This window comes from Pantoea osteomyelitidis (genome assembly GCF_044342975.1).
GTDB classification, from domain to species: Bacteria; Pseudomonadota; Gammaproteobacteria; order Enterobacterales; family Enterobacteriaceae; genus Pantoea; species Pantoea osteomyelitidis.
Genome location: NZ_JBGFSN010000006.1, coordinates 37,468 through 58,368, shown reverse-complemented (window position 1 = coordinate 58,368; position 20,901 = coordinate 37,468). Strand labels below are relative to the sequence as shown.

Below are 20,901 nucleotides of genomic sequence, written 5' to 3'. Positions count from 1 at the left end.
GGGGGCGTCGCCTGGCTACAGGAGAAGCAGAGTGAAGAAAATTTGCAACGACCCCCAACGCTATGTCGACGAGATGCTGGACGGCCTGTGCGCCGCTCATCCCCATCACTATCAACGCCTCGGCGACAGCGGCCGCGTGCTGACGCGCGTACCGCAGGGCGATCCTAAAGTCGCGATTGTCACTGGCGGCGGATCCGGCCACCTTCCTCTGTTCCACGGCTATGTCGGTGCCGGACTGGTCGATGCCTGCGCGATTGGCAATGTATTTGCCGGGCCGCGCGTTGCCGATTGCCTAACGGCAATGCAGGCAAGCCATCAGGACGCGGGCGTTTTACAGCTTTATGGCAACTATGGCGGCGACCGCATGAATTTCGAAATGGCGGCTGAAATGGCCGAACTTGAAGGCATGGAGATCGCACAGGTGCGCATGACTGATGATGTTGCCAGCGCGCCGCAGCAGGAAGCGCACAAGCGGCGCGGCGTGGCTGGCCTGGTCTACGCATATAAAATGGCAGGAGCCAAAGCCGCTGCCGGTGCCAGCCTGGCGGAAGTCACTGCTACGGCGCAGAAAACCGTGAGCGCAGTGCGCTCCATTGGCGTGGCGCTCTCGCCCTGTATCGTGCCGGAATCCGGTACGCCCGCCTTTACTCTTGATAACAGCGAAATTGCCTTCGGTATGGGTATTCACGGCGAACCCGGCATCTGGCGCGGTGAGATGCGCTCCGCTGAGGCGCTGACCCATGAAATGCTGGATCGCCTGCTCGAAGAAGTCCCTGCCGGGCGCGGCGAACGCGTAAGCGTGATGGTCAATAGCCTGGGCGCCACCCCGCTTGAGGAGCTTTACATTATCTATCGCAGTGTTGCGCAGCGCATGGCGGACCGCCAGGTATTACTGACGGAGCCGCTGATTGGCCGCTACGCTACCTCAATGGAGATGAGCGGATTTTCCCTTAGCCTGTGCGCACTCGATAACGAGCTTGAAACGCTGCTACGCGCGCCCGCCTCAAGCCCTTTCTGGAGCCAGCCATGATCGCTTCTGCTGAACTTCTCAACCAGTTGCGCCATGTCTGCGCGCAGATACCGGGTTTCACCGCCGAACTCAATGTACTCGACGGACAGCTTGGCGATGGCGATCTCGGCGCCACGCTTGAAAAATGCGCGCAGCTGACTGGCGCGGCATTGCAGGATCTCTTGCCGGATACCGGACTTAGCGAAATATTTCGCGTAGCCGCCAGGGCCTGTATGCAGGCGTCTGGCTCCAGTTTTGGCACCTTACTGGCGCAGGCGCTGATCGTCGCCAGCAAATTCAGTAGCGACAAAACCGCGCTGACGCGCCCGGAGATGGCCACCTTATTGCATCAGATAATTGATACGCTGGCGCAGCGAGGCGGCGCGATCCCTGGTGATAAAACTGTACTTGACGGTCTGCAGGCGCTGGCTGAAACGCTGGAAAAGCCTGCACACCCAGGCGAGCTGCGCCGCAGCATGCAAGCGGCGCTCGACAGCTTTCGACCGCTGCCAAACCGCATGGGACGTGCGCGGATGTTCGCTGAGAAATCGCAGGGGATGGACGATCCCGGCATGGTGGCGCTGTTGCGCCTGGTTGAATCACTAACGGAGGAAAAATCATGATGCTGAATGGAGAACTGCTCATCGGCGCACAACGACAGCGCGGCGGCGCGCAGGCGTTTCAGGCCATCGACCCGCAACAGGATCGCGCGTTGGATCCGCTATTTTATGAAGCCGATGCCTCGCAAATTGATGCTGCCTGCCAGCTGGCCACCGGTGCGTTTACTGTTTACAGTAGCCTCGATTTAAGGCAACGCGCACGCTTTCTGCGCCAGATTGGCAAAAATATTCTGGCGCTCGGCGATGCGCTGATTGAACGTGCAATGCAGGAAACCGCGCTGCCGCGCGGGCGTATTGAAGGCGAGCGCGGGCGCACCATCGGTCAGCTCAATATGTTTGCCGACGTGGTGGAGAACGGCGCGTTTCAGGGCGTGATTATCGAAAACGCGCTGCCGAATCGTAAACCGCTTCCCCGCCCCGATCTGCGTCAGCGTCAGGTTGCGCTTGGCCCGGTGGCCGTATTCGGCGCCAGCAACTTTCCGCTGGCTTTTTCTGTGGCGGGCGGCGATACAGCCTCGGCGCTGGCGGCGGGTTGTCCGGTGGTGGTGAAAGCGCATCCGGCGCATCCCGGCACCAGTGAATTAGTGGCGGGCGCGGTTGCTGAAGCGGTTGCGCAGTGTGAACTGCCGGAGGGAGTATTTTCGCTGCTGCACGGCGTATCAGCCCAGAGTGGTAGCGCGCTGGTAAAACATCCAGCGATCTGCGCCGTTGGCTTTACCGGCTCACGTACAGGCGGCTTAGCGCTGCTGAAGCTGGCGCAGCAGCGCCCGGTGCCGATACCACTCTATGCCGAGATGAGCAGTATCAATCCGCTGCTGCTGCTGCCCGCCGCGTTGCAACAGCGAGCCGCGTCCCTGGCGCAGGGCTTTGTGGATTCGCTGACGCTCGGCTGTGGTCAATTCTGTACCAATCCCGGCATTGTTTTTGCACTGGACGGCGCGGATTTTGATCGGTTTGTGCAGCACGCCTGTGAGGCGGTACGCCAGAAACCCAGCGCTACCATGCTGACGCCAGCCATTGCTCAGGCCTGCGCGCAACATGCTGCGGCGCTGGCAGCGCTGAGTGGCGTGCAACATTTGATGTATGGCCAGGAAAAAACCGGGGCGAACCAGGGGCAACCACAGTTGCTCAGCGTCAGCGCGCATGATTTTATTAATGAGCCGCGTATGCAAAACGAAGTGTTTGGCCCGGTATCGCTGCTGGTACGCTGCGCCAGCCAGGCGGAGCTGCGGGCGGCGCTGCGGGCGCTGCAGGGACAACTGACGATTACGCTGCATCTGGACGCGCAGGACCAACCACTCGCCGCAGAACTGTTGCCGCTGCTGGAGCAGCGTGCAGGACGCATTCTCGCCAACGGCTTCCCCACCGGCGTGGATGTTGGCTACGCTATGGTGCACGGTGGCCCCTTCCCCGCCACCAGCGATGCGCGCACCACATCCGTTGGCGCAGCGGCGATTCAGCGCTTCCTGCGCCCGGTTTGCTATCAGGACTTACCTGCCGCGCTGCTGCCGCCATCGGTGCAACATTGAGACGAAGGCGACAAATGTTGTCGCCGCTTTTCATGAGTGGATTGCGAAGCCTGATCCCGATAGTTCACTGTATAGATCGCATTTCATGATGCGCGGTGAGAGCCCGAGGGAACACAAGACTATCATGCCCAACCCGGCAGCAAGTTTTGCAAAACGGCCTGAAGGAAAAATAAAAAAGACGACGCGCAGCGGCGGCGTCGAAAGGGATTTACCCTCGGTTTGTAGCCCTGTGAGCAATGCCTTCCTCTCGGTAATCGCACACCACTGTGCCAGACATAACTCATATTGAGCGCGTTGTATCGCGATAGCGTCTGCGCTACCACCGCCGCGACTCACAGTAAATAACCAACAAGGGCAGATCTTTACTATTTCATACTAAGCCAGATACAACAGGCGAATGCAGTATTAAATCCCGCTAAACCAGTTATAACCCTGATCTTCCCAATAACCGCCCGGATTGTTATTGGTGACGAAAATGGCGCCGATATGTTTGGCATTTTTAAAGCCCAGTTTAGTCGGCATGCGCAAACGCAGCGGATAGCCGAAATCGGGAGGCAAAGGTTTGCCGCCAAAATCCAATGCCAAAATGGTTTGTGGATGCAACGCTGTTTCCATGTCAATGCTGGAGTAATAGCGGTCATCGCATTTAAATCCGACATATTTAGCGGTCAGATCCGCCCCGATGTGCTGTAAAAAGGTTTTAAGCTGCACGCCTCGCCACTGACCAATAGCGCTCCACCCTTCAATACAAATAAGCCGCGTGATCTGGCTTTCCTGGGGCAGACGCTGGAGCTGCTCCAGCGTCCATGACGCTTTCTTTTGTACAAGACCGGAGACTTCCAGCCGGTAATTCGGGACGTCGATTTCCGGCACATTATATTCCGGGTAATAGGCATTAAAGCGAAACGGCTGGGTAATTTGATCTTCGCGGTAAGTTTGCGCAAGCTTTTGCCCGCTGAATAACCAACTTTGCACACGATCATTCCAGCGCGACATCGCCCACAGCACTTTGTCGACTTCGTCTCCGTCCTGCAAATTGCATCCGGTCAGCATGGAAACAGCACCCAGCGTCAGCCCGGAGCGCAGCAATAATCGACGCTGAATATTCACCAGTTTTTTTCGCTGGTCGGGTTCAAGAATAATTTTTGGCCGTCGGGATTGATCACTCATCGACCTTTTCCTCTTTATTCATTGCCGTGCCGCCGGTAATCATCGCAACAAAAGTTTTGGGGACCAGCAATACCATCAGGACATGAATGACCACAAACAGCATCACGCCGCCCATAGCAAAAAAGTGTACATATCGGGCAATATCGAACCCGCCGAATAACCATACCAATAAGCTGAACTGCACCGGTTTCCAGATAGACAATCCTGATAACACCAGCAGAACCCCTAACAATAAAACACCGCTGTACATCAGTTTTTGGACAGCATTGTACTGCCCCAGTTTATGGGGCAGATGGAATGTCAGCGCGCGCACCGTATCGCGCCAGACAGCGCGGGGAGAAAACGGGAAAAAATTCTGTGTGAAATGACCGCTGTAAATTCCCCAGATCAGATAAAACAGGGCATTAGCAACCAGCAACCACATCACAGCAAGATGCCAGGCGATGTTACCGCCCAGCCAGCCGCCGAGCGTGGCATTTTGGGGAAAAGTAAATGTGAAAAGGGGATCGGCGTTATATATCCCCCAGCCGCTCATCACCATGCCGATCATTGCCAGAAGGTTAACCCAGTGACAAAGGCGTACAGGCCATAAGTGGACTCTGCGTTTTTGATGCGAAGATCGCTGAGGTTTCACACAATACTCCTGCTTATCCGTCCTGTTACATGGGTGGCGTCACGCCATCTTTGCCGGCAGAAATACCCCGTGCGACTAAATCGCCTTTGTCATCTTTCATTGCGAACAGGACAATTTTAGCGCCAGGTTTCAGCAGGCTGCGATCGCCAGGCGTCAGCAGGACAACCGGGACGTCATCCGGGACGACAACGGTTTTTTGAGCGTCGTGATATTTTACGGTTAACGTGCGTCCGTTGCTGTTCACCAGTTTGCCCACCGTACCGTTGGTCATCGTGTTGATTTTGCCATCAGCCGATTCAAACGGATTAAAGCCTTCGCCTGAGCCGCGCAGGCTCGGTGCAAATACATGCACTTCCAGCGCTTTCAGCGTGCCGTTCGCCTGCGGCACGGCGGCAGTACCGATAAAGCTGTCGGTTTTAATGTCGCTGATTTGGCCTTTAGTGACCGAGTTGATGCGGGTCTTGTCGGTCAGCTTAACATCGAGCTTATCACCCTGACGGGTCGTGATATGCAGAGATGTATCATTAACTGAATCAATGGTTCCACGTGTGGGTTTAATTACGTTATCAGCAGCGAGAGCCGATGTCGCTCCACTGCACATCAGCAGAGAACCGAGTAATAAACCTGCAAGGCGTGTCGGCGTATTCATTATTAATCCTCCATTGTTTGATGTCGTTCAAAAATTTATATGAATCACTGCTGTTTCCAGTGATGGATGCCTTGTCTCAGAGTGAACGATCTACCGGCATTGGTCGATGACAAATTGATGACAAAAATGTCATCAAAGGGCGTTGTTGAAACTGATAAACTTTCCTCAAATTATTTTTTGCATGTAATCGTGCGGCGTCGGGGGCCTGAATGCGGATACTCGTGATAGAAGATGATGTCAGCACTGGCAACTACCTGAAAAAAGGGCTGACGGAAGCCGGTTACCGCGTTGATTTGGCACGCAACGGCGCCGATGGCCTGTTTTTAGCGCTGGAGGAAGGCTATGACGCGATTATCCTCGATGTCATGCTGCCCGGCCTTGATGGCTGGCAAGTGATGGAAGTGCTGCGTAAAAAAAGCGATGTGCCGGTTCTGTTCCTGACAGCGCGTGACGACGTGCAGGATCGTATTCACGGACTGGAGCTGGGCGCTGATGACTATTTGATCAAACCTTTTTCTTTTACCGAGCTGGTGCTGCGTATCCGGACTCTGTTGCGTCGCCCGACGGCACGGGAGCCGGACACCTATTCTATAGCCGATCTGAATCTGGATGCGCTGCGCCGCCGCGTAACCCGTCAGGATCAGACTATCTTATTGACCAACAAAGAATTTATGTTGTTACAGCTCTTGATGCGCCGCGAAGGCGAAGTACTGTCGCGCACAATGATTGCGTCGCAGGTCTGGGACATGAATTTTGACAGTGATACTAACGTTGTGGATGTCGCGATTAAGCGTCTGCGTGCCAAAGTGGATCGCGCCTTTGAGGTGAAACTGATCCATACCGTACGTGGCATTGGCTACGTTTGTGAAGTACGCAATGACTAATATGAGAAAGGAAAACTCCCGCCAGCCCGTGTCAAAAGGGGCGATCTCCCTGACGTTGCGGGCGACGTTACTGTTTGCGTTTATCGCCTCTCTGGTTATCAGCAGCGTCGGATTTTATCTCTATTATTCGATGGGTAAAGAGCTGATGCGTCGTGCTGATTATCAGGTCAGCGGACGCGTTCAGTATTTCCGCCATCTGCTGGCGAATGAATTCCCTTTATCGCAACTGAGTCATAACCCCGGTCTGTTTGAAAATATGCTCGGTAATGAGCGAGATATTTTGACCTTCCGTCTGGCAGGCCAGCCGCCATTGATTAACGTCAACCCTGCGCAATTGGTATTGCCGCCAGTGGCGCCTGTGCCTGACGGCCAGCCGCTGACCCTGGAAACAGTACATCATCTGATGGCGCCTGATGGAACGCCGGTGCGTTTTGCTCGTGCAGACGTGCAGATTAAGGATGGGAGAATGGTAGAAATTACCGGCGCGCATTTTATGACCGAAGAGTCTCGTCTGCTGGAAACGTTCCGCTGGAAAATTATTGGCGCCGTGCTTTTTGCTTATTTACTGATTGCCACGCTCGGCTATCTGGTGCTCCGCCGGGGATTAAGACCGCTGCGCAAGATGGCGCAGGAGGCAACAAAAATCCATCCAGCCAGCCTTTCTACCCGACTCAGTACAGAGAATGCGCCCAGAGAACTACAGCAGCTTATTATCTCTTTCAACGATATGCTGGAAAGGCTGGCCGAAGGCTATCAGCGTCTGACGCAATTCTCCGCTGACCTGGCGCATGAAATCCGTACCCCGGTGGGTGCGCTGATGGGACATTGTCAGGTGGCGCTGTATCAGCCACGTTCGGTGGAAGAGTATGAAACCTTACTGGCGAACAATATGGAAGTGCTGGAACGTATTTCGCGGCTGGTGGAAAACATCCTGTTCCTGGCCAGAGCGTCCAATGCCCGCTCAGTGTTAACCATCGCCAGGATTGATGTTGCCGCTGAAATTACCCGCGTTCAGGAATATTTTGAAGGTCTGGCCGAAGAGCGGCAAATGATTCTGGAGTGTGCAGTTAAAGGCGTTGTGTATGCTGATACCATGCTGTTCCAGCGTGCTGTCAGCAATTTAGTCGCCAATGCGGTACGCTACGGGCGCGAAGGCAGCACCATTACGATTAGCGCGCGGCCGCAGGCGAAAGGCATAGATATTCATGTGACCAGTCAGGGCAATCCTGTGCCGCCAGAAATGCTGGATAAACTGTTCGACCGCTTCTACCGGGCCGACTCATCCCGCAGCGAAGGGGGCAGTTCCAGCGGCCTCGGATTATCTATCGTTCAGGCCATTATGGCGTTACATCAAGGCAGTGTTAAGGTAACAAGCTCGGACCAGGGAGAGACCCGATTCACGTTGTCATTTCCTGGTCCAAGTTCTGATCCTGATCGTCAACCTTCTTAACGTACTCCGCTGCTGTTTCCAGCACGCCTTGATATCAGCAGCGGTAAAACGCCGGTTAAGGGATGCGCTGATTATTCGTCAAACCGGATAACGAAGCGGCCCCGGACGCCTCCTTTTTCCAGCAGCCGGTGTGCTTCCGCCGCCTCTTCCGGTTTAAACAACGCGGCCACCTCAGGGGTTAAAATGCCCTGATCGACATATTGCGTTAAGCTATTAAGCGCGTCGGTATGATAGCAATAATCGCCGACAAAGGTTTTGCTGAAGGCAATGTCGCGCGCGCCGTTGCCTTCATATAAACGGACCGACGTAAAACTCCCTCCATCCTTGACCGCAGGAATGGCCCGTTCATTGAGCACGGCACCATCGGCCAGGCCATCTACACCCTGTGGAAAATAATGACGAATGTGACTGGCGACATCATCCCCTCTTGGCACCACAATATCCGCGCCATAGCGCCTGACGCGTTCCTCATCTTTCGCTGCCGCATCAGCAATAACGGTTAAACCCCGGTGTTTTGCCAGTTGTATAACGTATCCGCCATAGATGCCTGCCGCCCCGGTAACAGCAAGCGTCTGTCCCGGCTGAAGGTTCAGTAGATCCAGCGACATGATGGCGGTAAGCCCGTTCATCGCTATCGTACTGGCTTCATACAGGGTTTTACTCTGAGGCGCCAGCGCAACAGAGCGCGCATCCAGCACGATTTGTTGCCGGTAAGCGCCATAACTTCCTTCGGGAACCACAATGCCCATAACGCGATCGCCCACATGAATATTGGTCTCCACGTTCGCGCCTACTTCGTCAACAATGCCTGCGATGTCCATTCCCGGCACCAGCGGGCGCGACTGCGTTTCCTGCGCGGCTGAAAATGCGCCATTTCTGAGCAGTAAATCGGTTGGGTTGACCGCTACGGCGACAACTTTAACCCTGACCTGACCAGGACCTGCGCTGACTGGCGGCAGATCAACAATATTCAGCACTTCGGGTCCACCCGGTGTCATTAATCCAATCGCTTTCATGCCTGGCCCTCATTGTTTAAACATTATGTACAGGAATTGAACGGCAAGGAAAATATGCCGACGTTAACGTCACTATAGTCAGCCAGGCTTCTGAAACCGGAACAATTCATGCTGGAGAGATCACGCTTGATGGCGAGAACAGGCGGGGTGAGCATCCGCCGGTTCAGAGCAACATGCGGGCGGATTTCAATAAACAGAAACGCGCCGGGACAGAGCCCGGCGCGGCTGATGCGTTTTAAGATTGGGTAAGTGAAGCCAGCACAGCATCAAGGCGCTGTGCCGCTGCTTCGTTGCCCTGTTCTCTGAAATACGGACCGAGTTCAGCAAGCTGTGCCAGACTTAACCCGACGTTCATGCTGATATTCAGGTGCGATTTCAGCTGCGACTCCACGCCACTTATTGCCGCCAGCGCGCCCACGGTAGCCAGTTCACGGCTTTTCCAGCCAATATTATCGCGCACGAAAATATCACCAAACAGATGCGCTTTCAGATACTGGTCAATCGCCGGCGCGAATTCAAACAGCGCACCTTTTACCGGGCTGCCAACCAGAGCCGTCTGGTTGCGTGTACCGACAGCAAGCATCTCTTCAGGCGAAGGCATCGGACCCGGTTCTTTACCGGCAGTATCCCGTTTGCCCTGCGTGCGGCGCGCATCGACCACTTTCAGCAGTTCACCCAGCGCATTCAGGCTGCGCGGGAATCCCGCATAGGCGTAAAGTTGCACCAGAACTTCCCGACAGTCACTGATGCTTAGCCCGGCATCCAGACCTTGCTGTAGCGCAGCATTAAGCCGATTGATATCACCCGTTGCGGCCCAGGCCGCAATCAAAGCGATGTTTTTTTGCGCAAGCGTCAACGGATGCGTCTGTTTTTGCCGCTGCGTCTCAATCTTTTTCTGGTAAGGATCGGATGACTCAACAGCAAAGCCGCCCATCGAGGTCAGTGCAGTACAGACTAACAATGCAGAATGAATGCCTTTGCTCATCCCGATGTTCCTTATGATTTGTCAGAAGATGCGTACTGCTCATCAGTAACGTGTTCCAACCAGTCCACCGCTTTGCCTTCTTCGGCTTCAGCAATCGCAATATGAGACATGCTGTTTTCCGGCGCCGCGCCATGCCAGTGTTTAACGCCTGCCGGGATCCAGACGATGTCGCCGGGACGCATTTCCTGCACCGGACCGCCCCACTCCTGTACTCGCCCCACTCCGGCGGTAACAATCAGCGTCTGACCCAGCGGATGAGTATGCCAGGCCGTGCGTGCTGAGGGCTCAAAGGTAACGGTTGCACCCCCCACACGGGCAGGCTCTGTGCCCTGGAACGGCGCGTCGATACGTACGGTGCCGGTAAAATAGTCAGCCGGACCTTTAACGGAAGGTTTTGCACCACTTTGCGATACGGTAATCATGGGAGAATGCTCCTTAGCAGAGATAGCTGAGACAGAAAGCGCAAGGGAGAAAGCAACAACGGCAAATCTCTTCATACAGGCTCCGGACATCAGAATCAGTGAATGGGATGCCAGTACAGCGGCAGTGTAATCATTTCATCTCAAAGTCTAGATCCCGAGAGATTGGTTGATAAGATAGGTAAATAAGAATGCGTATGTGAGTATGATTCAACAATGAGCCTTGAAAACCTTAACGATCTGCGCGCCTTCCGAACGGTGGCGCGCGAAAAAAATTTTACCCGCGCGGCCGCTCAACTGGGCATATCGCGCTCAGGCCTGAGCCATGCTATAACCGCGCTGGAAGCGCGATTAGGCATCAGGTTGCTGATGCGCACCACCGCAGCGTTGCGCTCACCGAAGCGGGCCTGCGTCTTTATCACACGTTGGATCCCATGCTCAGCGAGCTGGATGCTGAACTCGCCGCCCTGCGCTCGCTCAGCAATAAACCTGCCGGAACCGTGCGCATTACGGCGCACGATCATGCGATCGCTTCAGCGATTTGGCCTCGTTTGCAGCAAATGCTGAAAAAGTATCCCGATATCATTGCCGAACTGAGCGTCGATTACGGGCTGACCGATATTGTGGCGCAACAATTTGATGCGGGCGTTCGCGTGGGCAATATTGTGGATAAAGATATGATTGCGGTCCGTATCGGACCCGACTTCAAAATGGCGGTAGTGGGCGCGCCCGCCTATCTTGAGGGTAAAACCCTGCCTGAAACCCCGGCCGATTTAACCGCTCACAGCTGCATTAATTTGCGCCTGCCCACCCACGGCGGACTTTATGCCTGGGATTTTGAAAACCAGGGCAAATCACTGACGGTACGCGTTACCGGCCAGGCGGTATTTAACAACACCGGATTAATGCTGCAAGGCGCGCTTGATGGGCTGGGGTTTGCCTATATTCCGCTGGATTTGGCGCAGCCGCACATCAACAGCGGGCAACTGATTCCGGTGCTCGACGCCTGGTGGCCCTTGTTCCCGGGCTACCATCTTTACTATGCCAGCCGCCGTCAGATGGCGCCTGCACTGTCGCACATTATTAATGCGCTAAGATATCCAGCGCTGTGACAGTTGCAGCCAGAATCCAGGATAATCATTTCATAATTAAATGGTTATATTGTTCCGCGTAAGCATCATAAACGCATAGAGCGCTTGAATATCCTCATCTGTCAGGTTCTGATAAGAAGGAAACAGCATGGCAGGATAGAAACGGTGGCCATCGCCAGGCCGCCGCTGAATGACGCGCTGCCTGGCGTACTGTGACAGGCAACGCAGTCACCCAGTCGGACAACATATTCGCCACGTTTGATGAGATCGGCCGAAACCGGCTCTTTTATGGCGGCGGACGTCTCAAATACCGATACCGGCGTGCGCAGCGCTCATATTGCTGCTGCTCCCACCACACACACGACGGCAAGAAGGAGCAGACTAACTCATGTTTATTCCCTGAAACCTGCGTTGACTCAGCTAAACTTGAGGCGTGAAAGCGGCATTGAACGGACACGTTCCCCGGTCAGCCGGGAAACCGCATTGGCCACAACAGGAGAGAGCGTTTTCCTCACAGCGCACCTGTTGCCTTCATCGGACATCCTGCCAGCACACATTTTTATAAACGCGGGGACTTAGGCTGTTCAGTAATCTGCCGTAACTGCCAGAACACCGGGCAGTGCGTCTGTAACTTATTTTACCCAGTCTTCCAGCGTCAGCTCCGGCACCCGCTCAAACTCACGGGTGTTATTCGTCACCAGCACGGCGCCAGCGGCGATGGCGTGCCCGGCAATAGCGGTGTCGTTGGGCCCGATCGGCGTGCCAGATGCGGCCAGTGCGGCCTTTATCCCGGTTGTCGCGTCAATTGCCGCCCGGTCCCACGGGAGAATGGCATCGAGGCGGGCGCAGAATGCCTCAACCAGCTGCTCGTGCCGCGGTGAGGCTTTTTTACCGATCGCCCCGAAGCGCATCTCGGCATCGGTGATGGCCGAGACCACAATGCGGTGGTTGCGCAGCACCGCCTGCTCCAGGCGTCTGATCACGGCCTCCGGCTGCTCGCGCATGATGAACGAGCAGATGTTGGTGTCCAGCATATAAATCTTATTCACAGGTCAAATCGCCCTCGTCACTGACAACGTCCTCACGCTCCGCCATAAAGTCCGGGTCGGCCTTTTCGAGCCCGGCAAACGAGCCCCATGTTGTCCGGACGGGACGGAGGATGAGGCTGTCTCCCTCCCGGACGATTTCCAGCTCGCTCACCCCTTGAAAATCCAGATCGCGAGGCAGACGGATGGCGCGGTTTTTACCGTTTTTAAAAATAGAAACTGTTCTCATAAATGCCTCCAGTGCCTGGATCCGCCGGGGCAGTGAAAAATAGACGTAAACGCAGCGTCTCTTACATAGGCTAAGTATATGTATGTGCACAGGTTACGTATATGCAGCGATCATATATATGCACTTGCATGTGCATGAGGTATGTATATTTTTTACCTACGCTTATTTCTTTTTCAGACGGGAGCCGGAAAAGGATAGAACCGGATCATGAGCGCTGGATGACGAGTAACGAGGAGAGGCTTTAAAGGTTAGTCGTAACGGATTTGTGTAGCCGGTCATTATCTGTAGCCTGAAACATGGGAAACACATCAACTTCCCGGATCGATCAGGAATTATGGGAAACGCATCAACTTTTCGGATCTATTGAGACTATGGGGAATGCATCAACTTTCCGGGCCTACAGGAGATATGGGAAACACATCAACTTTCCAAGCCTACAGGGGATATGGGAAACACATCAACTTTCCAAGCCTGCAGGAGATATGGGCAATGCATCAACTTTCCAAGCCTGCAGGAGATATGGGCAATGCATCAACTTTAGCAGCAAAAACAGATATGGAAACCACATTAACTTCCGCTACCGGTAAGGTGTATGGGAAACGCATCAAGTACCTGTGCGGTAAAAATGTGGGAAACGCATCAACTTCTTAGGGCTGTCGGCCGTATGGGAAATGCATCAACTTTCCGGGGCTGCCGGGAGCATGGGAAACACATCAACTTTCCGGGGCTGCCAGGAGCATGGGAAACACATCAACTTTCCGGGCCTGCCGGGAGCATGGGAAACGCATCAACTTTCCGGGCCTGCCGGGAGCATGGGAAACGCATCAACTTTCCGGGCCTGCCGGGAGCTTGGGAAACACATCAACTTTCCGGGCCTGCCGGGAGCATGGGAAACGCATCAACTTTCCGGGCCTGCCGGGAGCATGGGAAACGCATCAACTTTCCGGGCCTGCCGGGAGCATGGGAAACGCATCAACTTTCCGGGCCTGCCGGGAGCGTGGGAAATGCATCAACACCCCGGGGATTGCCGGGTATGGGAAACGCATCAACTAGGCGAGCCTGCCGGGAATATGGGAAACGCATTAACTTTCCGGGCCTGCGGGAGCATGGGAAACACATCAACTTTGCGGGGCTACCGGGAGTATGGGAAACGCATCAACTTTCCGGGGCTACCGGGAGCATGGAAAACGCATCAATTTTCAGGGGTTACCGGGAGTATGGGAAACGCATCAACTTTGCGGGGCTACCGGGAGCATGGGAAACACATCAACTTTGCGGGGCTACCGGGAGTATGGGAAACACATCAACTTTGCGGGGCTACCGGAAGCATGGGAAATGCATCAACTTTTCGGGAAGACAAGAAAAATGGGAAATGCATCAAATTGAGAGAGGTTGTTGACACCCAAGAAACGGGCACAGCGGAGAATTGAATAATCGAGCAGATCGATAAAGAAACAATCCCCTCTTTAATTTAAAAATGGATAATTCTCTATTTTATTCAGAAAGTTATACAACCTTTCATGGTTTGCCTAATGGCTTGTCTAAGACGCTAAAAATCATCCGGCCATCATCTTCAATTTTATAGCTCACCCTGAGAGGCGTTTTGTCGTTAATTTTCTTTAAGGCGGGTTCGAGAAAAGTACGTTTCATCTCTGCTTTGTTGATTTGCTGCGTTTTAGGCAACATGAATCGCTCGCATAACCAGTCATGAGACGTAATCCAGGTTCCTGTACTACGGAACTGACACAGGCTTTCATACAGTCGAATAACCCGCACGCTGTTTAACTGACCACAATCATAAAGAGAGTAAGTAGTGAACTGTGAAGACAGGCCTACAAGAAACGGCATCACTTTGTAGTTAAATTCAATCTGCCAGGAACCGCGCCCGCGCTTCAATCCCGCTTCAGACAGCCAGGGGCGGGTAACCTCTTCAAATTCGCCATCTTTTGGATAAAAAGTGACTGTAGATTCCCCTAAGGCTTTGATACCCGATTTGACATCACGGCTGGCCACCGCTGTGGCAACGTTAAAATATTTTACGTAATCCGACACGCTGACATTGAATAAGGGAAGCATCTCATCAGAAAGATCTTCAGAATCCTGACTGAAATAGGTTTGAAGAAGGCATAACCACAGAACACGCTTAGCCTGAAGCGGCAGGAAATAGGCTGCTTCAGTCAATTCATTGGACTGTTTGATGTTAGCCCTTTTCTTATAGGGCTTCAGCGCTGTGCCTGATTCTGAAGTAGTCATCCTTTGTACCTGTGGGTAAAAAAGCATTCGCCCATAATGGCAGGTTCATCAAAAAAATCAACGATTGAGGCCAAGTTATCCACATGTGGATAGCCTTCAGAGAAACTTGATGTATTTCCCATAGCAAGTAGATGCATTTCCCATATCTACTTGACTTGTCTCCCATCGGAACTTGATGAGATCCCCACACCTTGTTTATGTGTTACCCATGTCATATGGCTCTGAGAGCAGATGAGACAAGGGTTTGCGGGGCTCTAAAAGATCTTAAAAAGAATAAAAGATCTTAAAAGGATCTTAATAAATACACTGTGTATAAGTGGATAAAATAAAACACCCTTTGCCCGATTACTAAAAGTAATGCGTAAGGCAGAAACGTTGTTATCAGTGATGTTGCGCTTCCTCGCCCATTTACTCGCTACGCTCGGTCATTGGGCTGCGGCGAGCACTACTTACTCCTTGAAAAAAAAAGCTTTCGCTATGCGCTTTTCCCTGAGCGACATATAAAAACGCGCTAGAAAAGTTATCCGGCTAGATCAGAACATGCAACAGAAATGCTGATGACTTGTGAGAAAGCTGGAAAAGCGACTTAGTGTCGTTACATTCTTTTCAAGATATGTTAAATATTCTTTAACATTCAAACCACAAGCATCAGGCAGAGCCTACTTTCACTCACCCACTTTCTCGATAATAGGCTTATCCCCCCTGCTTCGCTCAAACGTTCTGCCACCGTCACTATGTTATTCCCTTCCGTCAGACAGATAATATGCTGCTGATAAAGACGGTTCAGCCATTGGCCGACATCAAGGCATCCGGCTATCTGATCCCACTCCTGCCTGAATAAATTTCGCATGCGAAATTATGCCTTATGTAGAGAATCAATATTGATTCTCTATCAATGACCTGGCATACTCCTGTCATCAGTTCAGGTTGCGCAGCGATAACACCAGTTGGACAGATGCGCGATAGAGATTTCGCATGCGAAATAATAAGGGTCTGTTTATGGACGGTCAGAAGGCAGGAAAGGTCATCATCATTGGTAACCAGAAAGGCGGCGTGGTGAAAACGCAATCTACCAATGAGATTTCATACAACATGCAGCAGCTGGGTTATCAAACTCTGATAATCGATTTTGACAGCACGTCTGGTTTAACCGAAAGGATTTTCCCGGGAAGTGTGCCGCTCACTATTGATGGTGAGCCGTTAGGTAACACTTTTTCGCCGGGCGAAGCGCATGCATTTCAGTTGTTCTTCCCGGATACGAAAGTGAAACCAGAAACGTTGCCGGATGGCCGCCATATCTTTGGTTCTACGAACGAGTTGGGTGAAATCAACTACCGTCCGCAGGATTGCGTCTTCGATTTCAAAGACCGCATTGATGCTTTAAGAAGCCAATATGATTACATCCTTATCGACTCCGCGCCTGACTATAACAACCTGCTGATTGCTTCTCATGTTGTGGGCGATTACCTGTTGGTCCCTACCCTGCTGGAAAAAGGTTCGCGAATTGGCGTGGGCAAGCAGCTCAACTACATGCAGCGAATCAAGAAAAACTACAATCCCGGCTTACAGTTTTTGGGTACCTATATCACCCAAGCCAGCGTGCAAAGTTACACGCAGCCCCTGCTTGATGGCTACCTGACAGCAGTTGAAACCGAGAACCTGAGAAGGCTGTATGAGATCCTTGCTGAAAAAAATTACGGCGAAGATAAAGTGCTCGGCTTGATATCCTGGGTAAAAAATCAGGCGAAAGAGGCTATTGAACTGGGACTCACTATCCGGGAGTACTCACCGACCAGTAAACCTGCGGTGCAGTATCAGGAACTGACAAACAAAATTATCAAGCTGACAGGGGAAGGCATGCATGGCGAGTAAGTTTCAAAAAAGGCTGCAGGAGCAAAAGAAAAGCAGTGCCATTCCTTCGGCAATGCCCCAGGTAGCTGCAAGCGTAGCCGTACGCAATACGCCGGCCCCTGCCGGTAATGAGGAAGCATCCCGGCTGCGCAGTGAGATTAGCCGTCCTGCGATGGAACCTTCCGGACAGATAGTCAGAGTTCGGGCTGACGAGATTTATGAGGTCGAGCAGGTTCGCCCCGAGGAGGATTTCGATGAAGACATCCTGTCAGGGATGGTCGATTCGCTTTCTGAATTTGGCACGCTTACACCGCCCCGTTGCTTTCCAAGAGACCGGAAAGGATACCGGGTCTGGTTCGGCGCTACACGTGTCCGATCAATGAAACGACGCGGCGATGAGTTTATCGATATCTATGTGGGCACTCCTCCACGGGATGAGCGTCAACGCATCATGGGGCAGCTTATTGAAAACCTGCAGCAGTCAGGATTGAAACCCCTTGCAACTGCTGTCGCGTTTGAACAGCTCAAGAGTGAATACGGCATGAGTGGTGAGGAAATTGCCAAAGCTCTGGGCAAGCCAACCGCTTTTGTCAGCAAGCATATGCGTATCGGGGCGGCACCTGAAAAAATCCGCTCGCTGGTCAGAGGTAAAAAGCTATCTGACGTGGAGCTCATTTATAACCTCATTCAGCTCAACGAGACAGATTCTCAGTGCGCAGATGAGCTGATCAGCAAAATCAATGACGGGCAAACCATTACACGCGCCCACGTCAAAAAAGAACTCGCCCGCATTAAACGTCCAAAAACAGAGCTGCGTGAGAAATCTGTTCAGGAAAATATTTCGCATGCGAAATTTTCTGACAGCGCAGAAATTTTGCCGGAGAAAAATAAAATTCAGCTGTCAGCGATTGTTTCTGTTGATGGGCTTGAGGGAACGCTGTTACTGGACGAGGCGCCCACTGAATACGGCTGGGTCTGGGTTTCAACTTCCCAAGGTAAGCTCTATGTTGAGGTTGAAAAAGTTAAACTGCTGGGACTGAAATAAAACAGAGTTTTGCCGGTGTGAGGCTTAAAAGCTTCTTATCGCATGTTCCATTAACGTATTAATGGCTGAAGCAGAATGACCTTTATTGAACTTGATACTCATATTGCGAAAACAGGAAGAAGGTCACTTGCTATCAAACTAGTGTTCACGCTGGCCGACAATCTTGACAATCATGTTGAAGGTATCGATCTTGATGATTTCGAGGTAGCGAGCGGCTATACCCGTACGAATATACGCTCCGCTGCGTCTTCCCTGAAGGAAGCGGGCGTAATTGATATCTACTACTACCGAGAATCAAGTGAAGAAGGGGAACGCGTGCTGCTCAGGGAAAGTGCTAAAAACCGATGGGCAAAGCAGCACTACCGGCTCAGCAGTGCTGTGATAGCATTACTGAACCGGGCCTGATATTTCGCATGCGAAATCTTTTCAAATCAGCTTATCTGTAAGAAAGCAGGCGGTAACCTTAAAACAGTACTGCCTGAACAGCAGCCTCCAGGTTTATTTACCGGGCATCGTAGAAACATTGATGCCCGGTAATACATATCCTGTATCTGTAACCATTCCCGCCAGTCGCAATATTTACCCGTTTTCAGCTCTTCCCGAAAGGATCCTTTCATGTTCTGTTTTTGTTCCTGAGTGCTTGCATTGCCTGCAAACTTATCTCACTTCAGGCTTCATTGTCATAAAGGTGACGCAGTTAATTGCATTCGGGTACCGGTGTCAACAACGGTTCGCCGTTGAAAAATGCCTCAACGTTATCCAACACCAGTTGCGACATCGCCTGACGCGTAGTCCAGGTCGCGCTGGCCATATGCGGTGTCAGTACGACATTCGGCCGGTCATACAGCGCCGGAGGTACTTCCGGTTCGTCGCTAAATACGTCGAGTCCCGCTCCACCTAAGGTTCCGGCATCCAGCGCCATGATCAGCGCCTGTTCATCCACCAGGCTACCGCGGCCTACATTGATCAAAATGCCCTCGCTACCCAATGCGTCCATGACTTCGCGATTAATCAGATGACGATTGTCAGCAATGCCTGGCGCGCAAACCAGTAAAAAATCGCACTCTTTTGCCAGCGCTACCAGGTCAGGCTGATAGCGGTGCGCCACCTCTTTAACCGGCGAGCGGTTACAGTAACTGATCGTCATATCAAAAGCCTGTGCACGTTTTGCTACAGCCAGGCCAATTCGACCCAGTCCGACAATTCCCAGCGCCGCGCCGGAAACTTTTTTTGTCCAAGGGTAGCTTTCCTGCATCCATTTCCCCTGCTGAATAAAAGCCTGTGCGCCGGGTATTTGACGGCAGGTGGCCAGCATGAGTCCGATGGCCAGATCGGCCACGTCCTCGGTCAGTACATCTGGCGTGTGGGTCACCATAACCTGATGCGCTTTTGCTGCCTGTACATCCACTCCGTCATAACCCACACCAAACACGGCGATCAACGCGAGGTTTGGCAATGACGCGATCAGCTCACCAGTGACAACTGCTTCCCCGTTAGTCAACAGCAACTGAAATTCATCCGCCATGCTTCGAAAATCACGTTCAGGCAATGTATTGTATTCAACCACCTCATAACGAGCCTGTAGTGCGTCCATCAGAGGAGCAGGCAAACCGGCCTGCTTCAGAACTTTCATTTTCATTTCAGTTACCTGTTTCAGTCTGAGGTAAGGGTTTTGATGCATTACGCGAGGGGCGTGAGATGATAATGCCTGTCACTCCTCCAATAATCAGCGCCACGGCGACGATCAGCAGACCATAGTGATAGCTGTTAGTCATATCTTTGATTTTTCCGAGCACCGGCGGTAAACCCAGTCCGACGAAATTGGCGACGGTATTGATGAAAGCAATAGACGCGGCGGCAGCCACGCCAGCCAGCTTTTCAGTGGTCACCGCCCAGAAAATGGGAGTCAGCGCAAAATTGAAGCCAACAGTGAGCACCAGAAGGATGTAAGACACAACAAGATTGCCTGAATAAATAGCTACAGCCAGCGCCAGCCCGGAAAAGATCAGAGGCAGCCCCATATGCCATGAACGCTCATGAGTTCGATCAGAATGACGGCCGTTCAGATACATAAACAGACAGGCCAGCACAAACGGAAGGGCAGAAAGCAGGCTGATAACAAAGTTGCTCTGCTCAGCCGCCATGCTTTTGATGATGAGCGGCATAAACAGGGTAATACCGATTGATCCAAACGCCTGCAGGAACCAGACCAGACTCAGCAGTAGTACCGTTTTATCTTTCAGCGCGCTCAGCCACGAGTGATTTTTACCAATTTCTACCCCGACGTTGTCCTGCTGCAGGCGCTGGCGCAGCCAGGATTTTTGCTCTGGACTGAGCCATGGCGCATGGTCAGGCGTATCGGGAAGGCGCCATAACACCAGACAGCCTAACGCGACGGCGGGGATACCTTCCAGTGCGAACAGCCAGCGCCAGCCCGCCACATCAGCAATTCCGTGCATATTCAGAATAGCGCCGGAAACCGGAAGACCAATAATAGAGGCTGCTACCGATCCCATATAAAAGAAGGACATTGCGCGGGCGCGGTTACTTTTCGGGAACCAGCAGGATATATAGTAGATAATACCGGGAGCAAAGCCGGCTTCCGCCATTCCCAGCAAGAAGCGCATCACATAAAGCTGGTTAGCGCTGTGTACAAACGCCATACCTGTACTGACGATGCCCCAGGTAATCATGATGCGGGCAATCCAGCGACGTGCGCCCACTCGAGTCATGATCACATTACTGGGGATCTCGAACAAAATATATGAGATATAAAACATGCCGACGCCGAGGCCGTACATGCTTGCTGAGAGACCCAGATCGGCATTCATCTGGAGCGCGGCAATAGAAATATTGGTCTTATCCAGATTGGCGACAAAATAGCAGATGACGATAAAAGGAATAATTTTTGCGTTCAGCTGCTTCAGGGTAGAGCTGTACAGATCTGTGTTCATAATGTTGACCTCGTTGAGCGTTTTGCCGAATTTGGGCAGCAGAAAGACTGCCCGCAGCGTACGCAGG

The 20,901-nt window shown here is 52.6% G+C and carries 21 protein-coding genes and 1 pseudogene; 11 read left to right on the top strand and 11 right to left on the bottom strand.

Annotated elements, in window-relative coordinates:
* Positions 1-31: 31 nt before the first annotated feature.
* Genes ABU178_RS16345 through ABU178_RS16335 form a run of 3 tightly spaced genes read left to right on the top strand, consistent with a single transcriptional unit; the run spans position 32 to position 3,158 of the window.
* A complete protein-coding gene (locus ABU178_RS16345) occupies positions 32-1,030 on the top strand; it encodes a dihydroxyacetone kinase subunit DhaK (RefSeq protein WP_397216802.1) in 999 nt (332 codons plus the stop codon).
* Positions 1,027-1,632, top strand: coding sequence for a dihydroxyacetone kinase subunit L (locus ABU178_RS16340; protein WP_397216800.1), 606 nt, complete (start codon positions 1,027-1,029; stop codon positions 1,630-1,632). Before ABU178_RS16345 ends, ABU178_RS16340 begins: the two co-directional genes overlap by 4 nt.
* On the top strand, positions 1,629-3,158 hold the full coding sequence (locus ABU178_RS16335; RefSeq protein WP_397216799.1) for an aldehyde dehydrogenase (NADP(+)): 1,530 nt from the start codon (positions 1,629-1,631) through the stop codon (positions 3,156-3,158). The genes ABU178_RS16340 and ABU178_RS16335 overlap by 4 nt, the downstream gene beginning before the upstream one ends.
* Before the next feature lie 405 nt (positions 3,159-3,563).
* Here the strand turns inward: ABU178_RS16335 and ABU178_RS16330 are convergent, their stop codons facing one another.
* The 3 genes from ABU178_RS16330 to ABU178_RS16320 are packed head-to-tail and all read right to left on the bottom strand — an operon-like array spanning position 3,564 to position 5,611.
* Positions 3,564-4,328, bottom strand: a complete 765-nt coding sequence (locus ABU178_RS16330) for a molybdopterin-dependent oxidoreductase (RefSeq protein WP_397216797.1) — start codon at positions 4,326-4,328, stop codon at positions 3,564-3,566.
* A complete protein-coding gene (locus ABU178_RS16325) occupies positions 4,321-4,962 on the bottom strand; it encodes a cytochrome b/b6 domain-containing protein (protein WP_397216795.1) in 642 nt (213 codons plus the stop codon). The genes ABU178_RS16330 and ABU178_RS16325 overlap by 8 nt, the downstream gene beginning before the upstream one ends.
* A gap of 25 nt (positions 4,963-4,987) precedes the next feature.
* Positions 4,988-5,611 carry a hypothetical protein gene (locus ABU178_RS16320; protein ID WP_397216793.1) on the bottom strand — a complete coding sequence of 208 codons (624 nt, stop codon included), beginning with the start codon at positions 5,609-5,611 and terminating at the stop codon, positions 4,988-4,990.
* A gap of 209 nt (positions 5,612-5,820) precedes the next feature.
* On the opposite strand from ABU178_RS16320, the gene ABU178_RS16315 reads away from it, so the two are divergent.
* Together ABU178_RS16315 and ABU178_RS16310 are read left to right on the top strand one after the other, a co-directional pair.
* A complete protein-coding gene (locus ABU178_RS16315) occupies positions 5,821-6,495 on the top strand; it encodes a heavy metal response regulator transcription factor (protein ID WP_397216791.1) in 675 nt (224 codons plus the stop codon).
* A gap of 1 nt (position 6,496) precedes the next feature.
* Complete coding sequence (locus tag ABU178_RS16310) at positions 6,497-7,945, top strand: heavy metal sensor histidine kinase (RefSeq protein WP_397216948.1); 1,449 nt, start codon at positions 6,497-6,499, stop codon at positions 7,943-7,945.
* Positions 7,946-8,016: 71 nt separating this feature from the next.
* On the opposite strand, the gene ABU178_RS16305 is transcribed toward ABU178_RS16310, so the two are convergent.
* The 3 genes from ABU178_RS16305 to ABU178_RS16295 form a co-directional block, all read right to left on the bottom strand.
* A complete protein-coding gene (locus tag ABU178_RS16305; RefSeq protein WP_397216789.1) occupies positions 8,017-8,961 on the bottom strand; it encodes an NADP-dependent oxidoreductase in 945 nt (314 codons plus the stop codon).
* Positions 8,962-9,196: 235 nt separating this feature from the next.
* Complete coding sequence (locus tag ABU178_RS16300) at positions 9,197-9,946, bottom strand: carboxymuconolactone decarboxylase family protein (RefSeq protein ID WP_397216787.1); 750 nt, start codon at positions 9,944-9,946, stop codon at positions 9,197-9,199.
* A gap of 11 nt (positions 9,947-9,957) precedes the next feature.
* A complete protein-coding gene (locus ABU178_RS16295) occupies positions 9,958-10,443 on the bottom strand; it encodes a (R)-mandelonitrile lyase (RefSeq protein WP_397216785.1) in 486 nt (161 codons plus the stop codon).
* A 138-nt stretch (positions 10,444-10,581) separates the two neighbouring features.
* Between ABU178_RS16295 and ABU178_RS16290 the strand changes: the two are divergent.
* Positions 10,582-10,692: pseudogene (locus ABU178_RS16290) on the top strand (LysR family transcriptional regulator); the annotation flags it as partial.
* 107 nt (positions 10,693-10,799) lie between these two features.
* On the top strand, positions 10,800-11,477 hold the full coding sequence (locus ABU178_RS16285) for a LysR substrate-binding domain-containing protein (protein ID WP_397216783.1): 678 nt from the start codon (positions 10,800-10,802) through the stop codon (positions 11,475-11,477).
* Between the two features lie 611 nt (positions 11,478-12,088).
* On the opposite strand, the gene ABU178_RS16280 is transcribed toward ABU178_RS16285, so the two are convergent.
* Both ABU178_RS16280 and vapB read right to left on the bottom strand, forming a co-directional pair.
* Complete coding sequence (locus tag ABU178_RS16280; protein ID WP_397216781.1) at positions 12,089-12,505, bottom strand: type II toxin-antitoxin system VapC family toxin; 417 nt, start codon at positions 12,503-12,505, stop codon at positions 12,089-12,091.
* A complete protein-coding gene (gene vapB, locus ABU178_RS16275) occupies positions 12,498-12,731 on the bottom strand; it encodes a type II toxin-antitoxin system VapB family antitoxin (protein ID WP_397216780.1) in 234 nt (77 codons plus the stop codon). Before vapB ends, ABU178_RS16280 begins: the two co-directional genes overlap by 8 nt.
* Before the next feature lie 489 nt (positions 12,732-13,220).
* Between vapB and ABU178_RS16270 the strand changes: the two genes are divergently transcribed.
* On the top strand, positions 13,221-13,382 hold the full coding sequence (locus tag ABU178_RS16270; RefSeq protein WP_397216778.1) for a hypothetical protein: 162 nt from the start codon (positions 13,221-13,223) through the stop codon (positions 13,380-13,382).
* Positions 13,383-14,249: 867 nt separating this feature from the next.
* On the opposite strand, the gene ABU178_RS16265 is transcribed toward ABU178_RS16270, so the two are convergent.
* Positions 14,250-14,984, bottom strand: a complete 735-nt coding sequence (locus tag ABU178_RS16265; RefSeq protein WP_397216776.1) for a replication initiation protein — start codon at positions 14,982-14,984, stop codon at positions 14,250-14,252.
* A gap of 999 nt (positions 14,985-15,983) precedes the next feature.
* Between ABU178_RS16265 and ABU178_RS16260 the strand changes: the two genes are divergently transcribed.
* From ABU178_RS16260 to ABU178_RS16250, 3 genes are all read left to right on the top strand, one after another.
* A complete protein-coding gene (locus tag ABU178_RS16260; protein WP_397216774.1) occupies positions 15,984-16,856 on the top strand; it encodes a ParA family protein in 873 nt (290 codons plus the stop codon).
* Positions 16,846-17,880 carry a ParB/RepB/Spo0J family partition protein gene (locus ABU178_RS16255; protein ID WP_397216773.1) on the top strand — a complete coding sequence of 345 codons (1,035 nt, stop codon included), beginning with the start codon at positions 16,846-16,848 and terminating at the stop codon, positions 17,878-17,880. The genes ABU178_RS16260 and ABU178_RS16255 overlap by 11 nt, the downstream gene beginning before the upstream one ends.
* A gap of 75 nt (positions 17,881-17,955) precedes the next feature.
* Positions 17,956-18,285, top strand: a complete 330-nt coding sequence (locus ABU178_RS16250) for a hypothetical protein (protein WP_397216771.1) — start codon at positions 17,956-17,958, stop codon at positions 18,283-18,285.
* Between the two features lie 292 nt (positions 18,286-18,577).
* Here the strand turns inward: ABU178_RS16250 and ABU178_RS16245 are convergent, their stop codons facing one another.
* Complete coding sequence (locus ABU178_RS16245; RefSeq protein ID WP_397216769.1) at positions 18,578-19,519, bottom strand: 2-hydroxyacid dehydrogenase; 942 nt, start codon at positions 19,517-19,519, stop codon at positions 18,578-18,580.
* Between the two features lies 1 nt (position 19,520).
* The gene (locus ABU178_RS16240; protein WP_397216767.1) at positions 19,521-20,834 is read right to left on the bottom strand and encodes an MFS transporter; all 1,314 of its coding nucleotides are present in this window, start codon (positions 20,832-20,834) and stop codon (positions 19,521-19,523) included.
* Between the last annotated feature and the right edge of the window lie 67 nt (positions 20,835-20,901).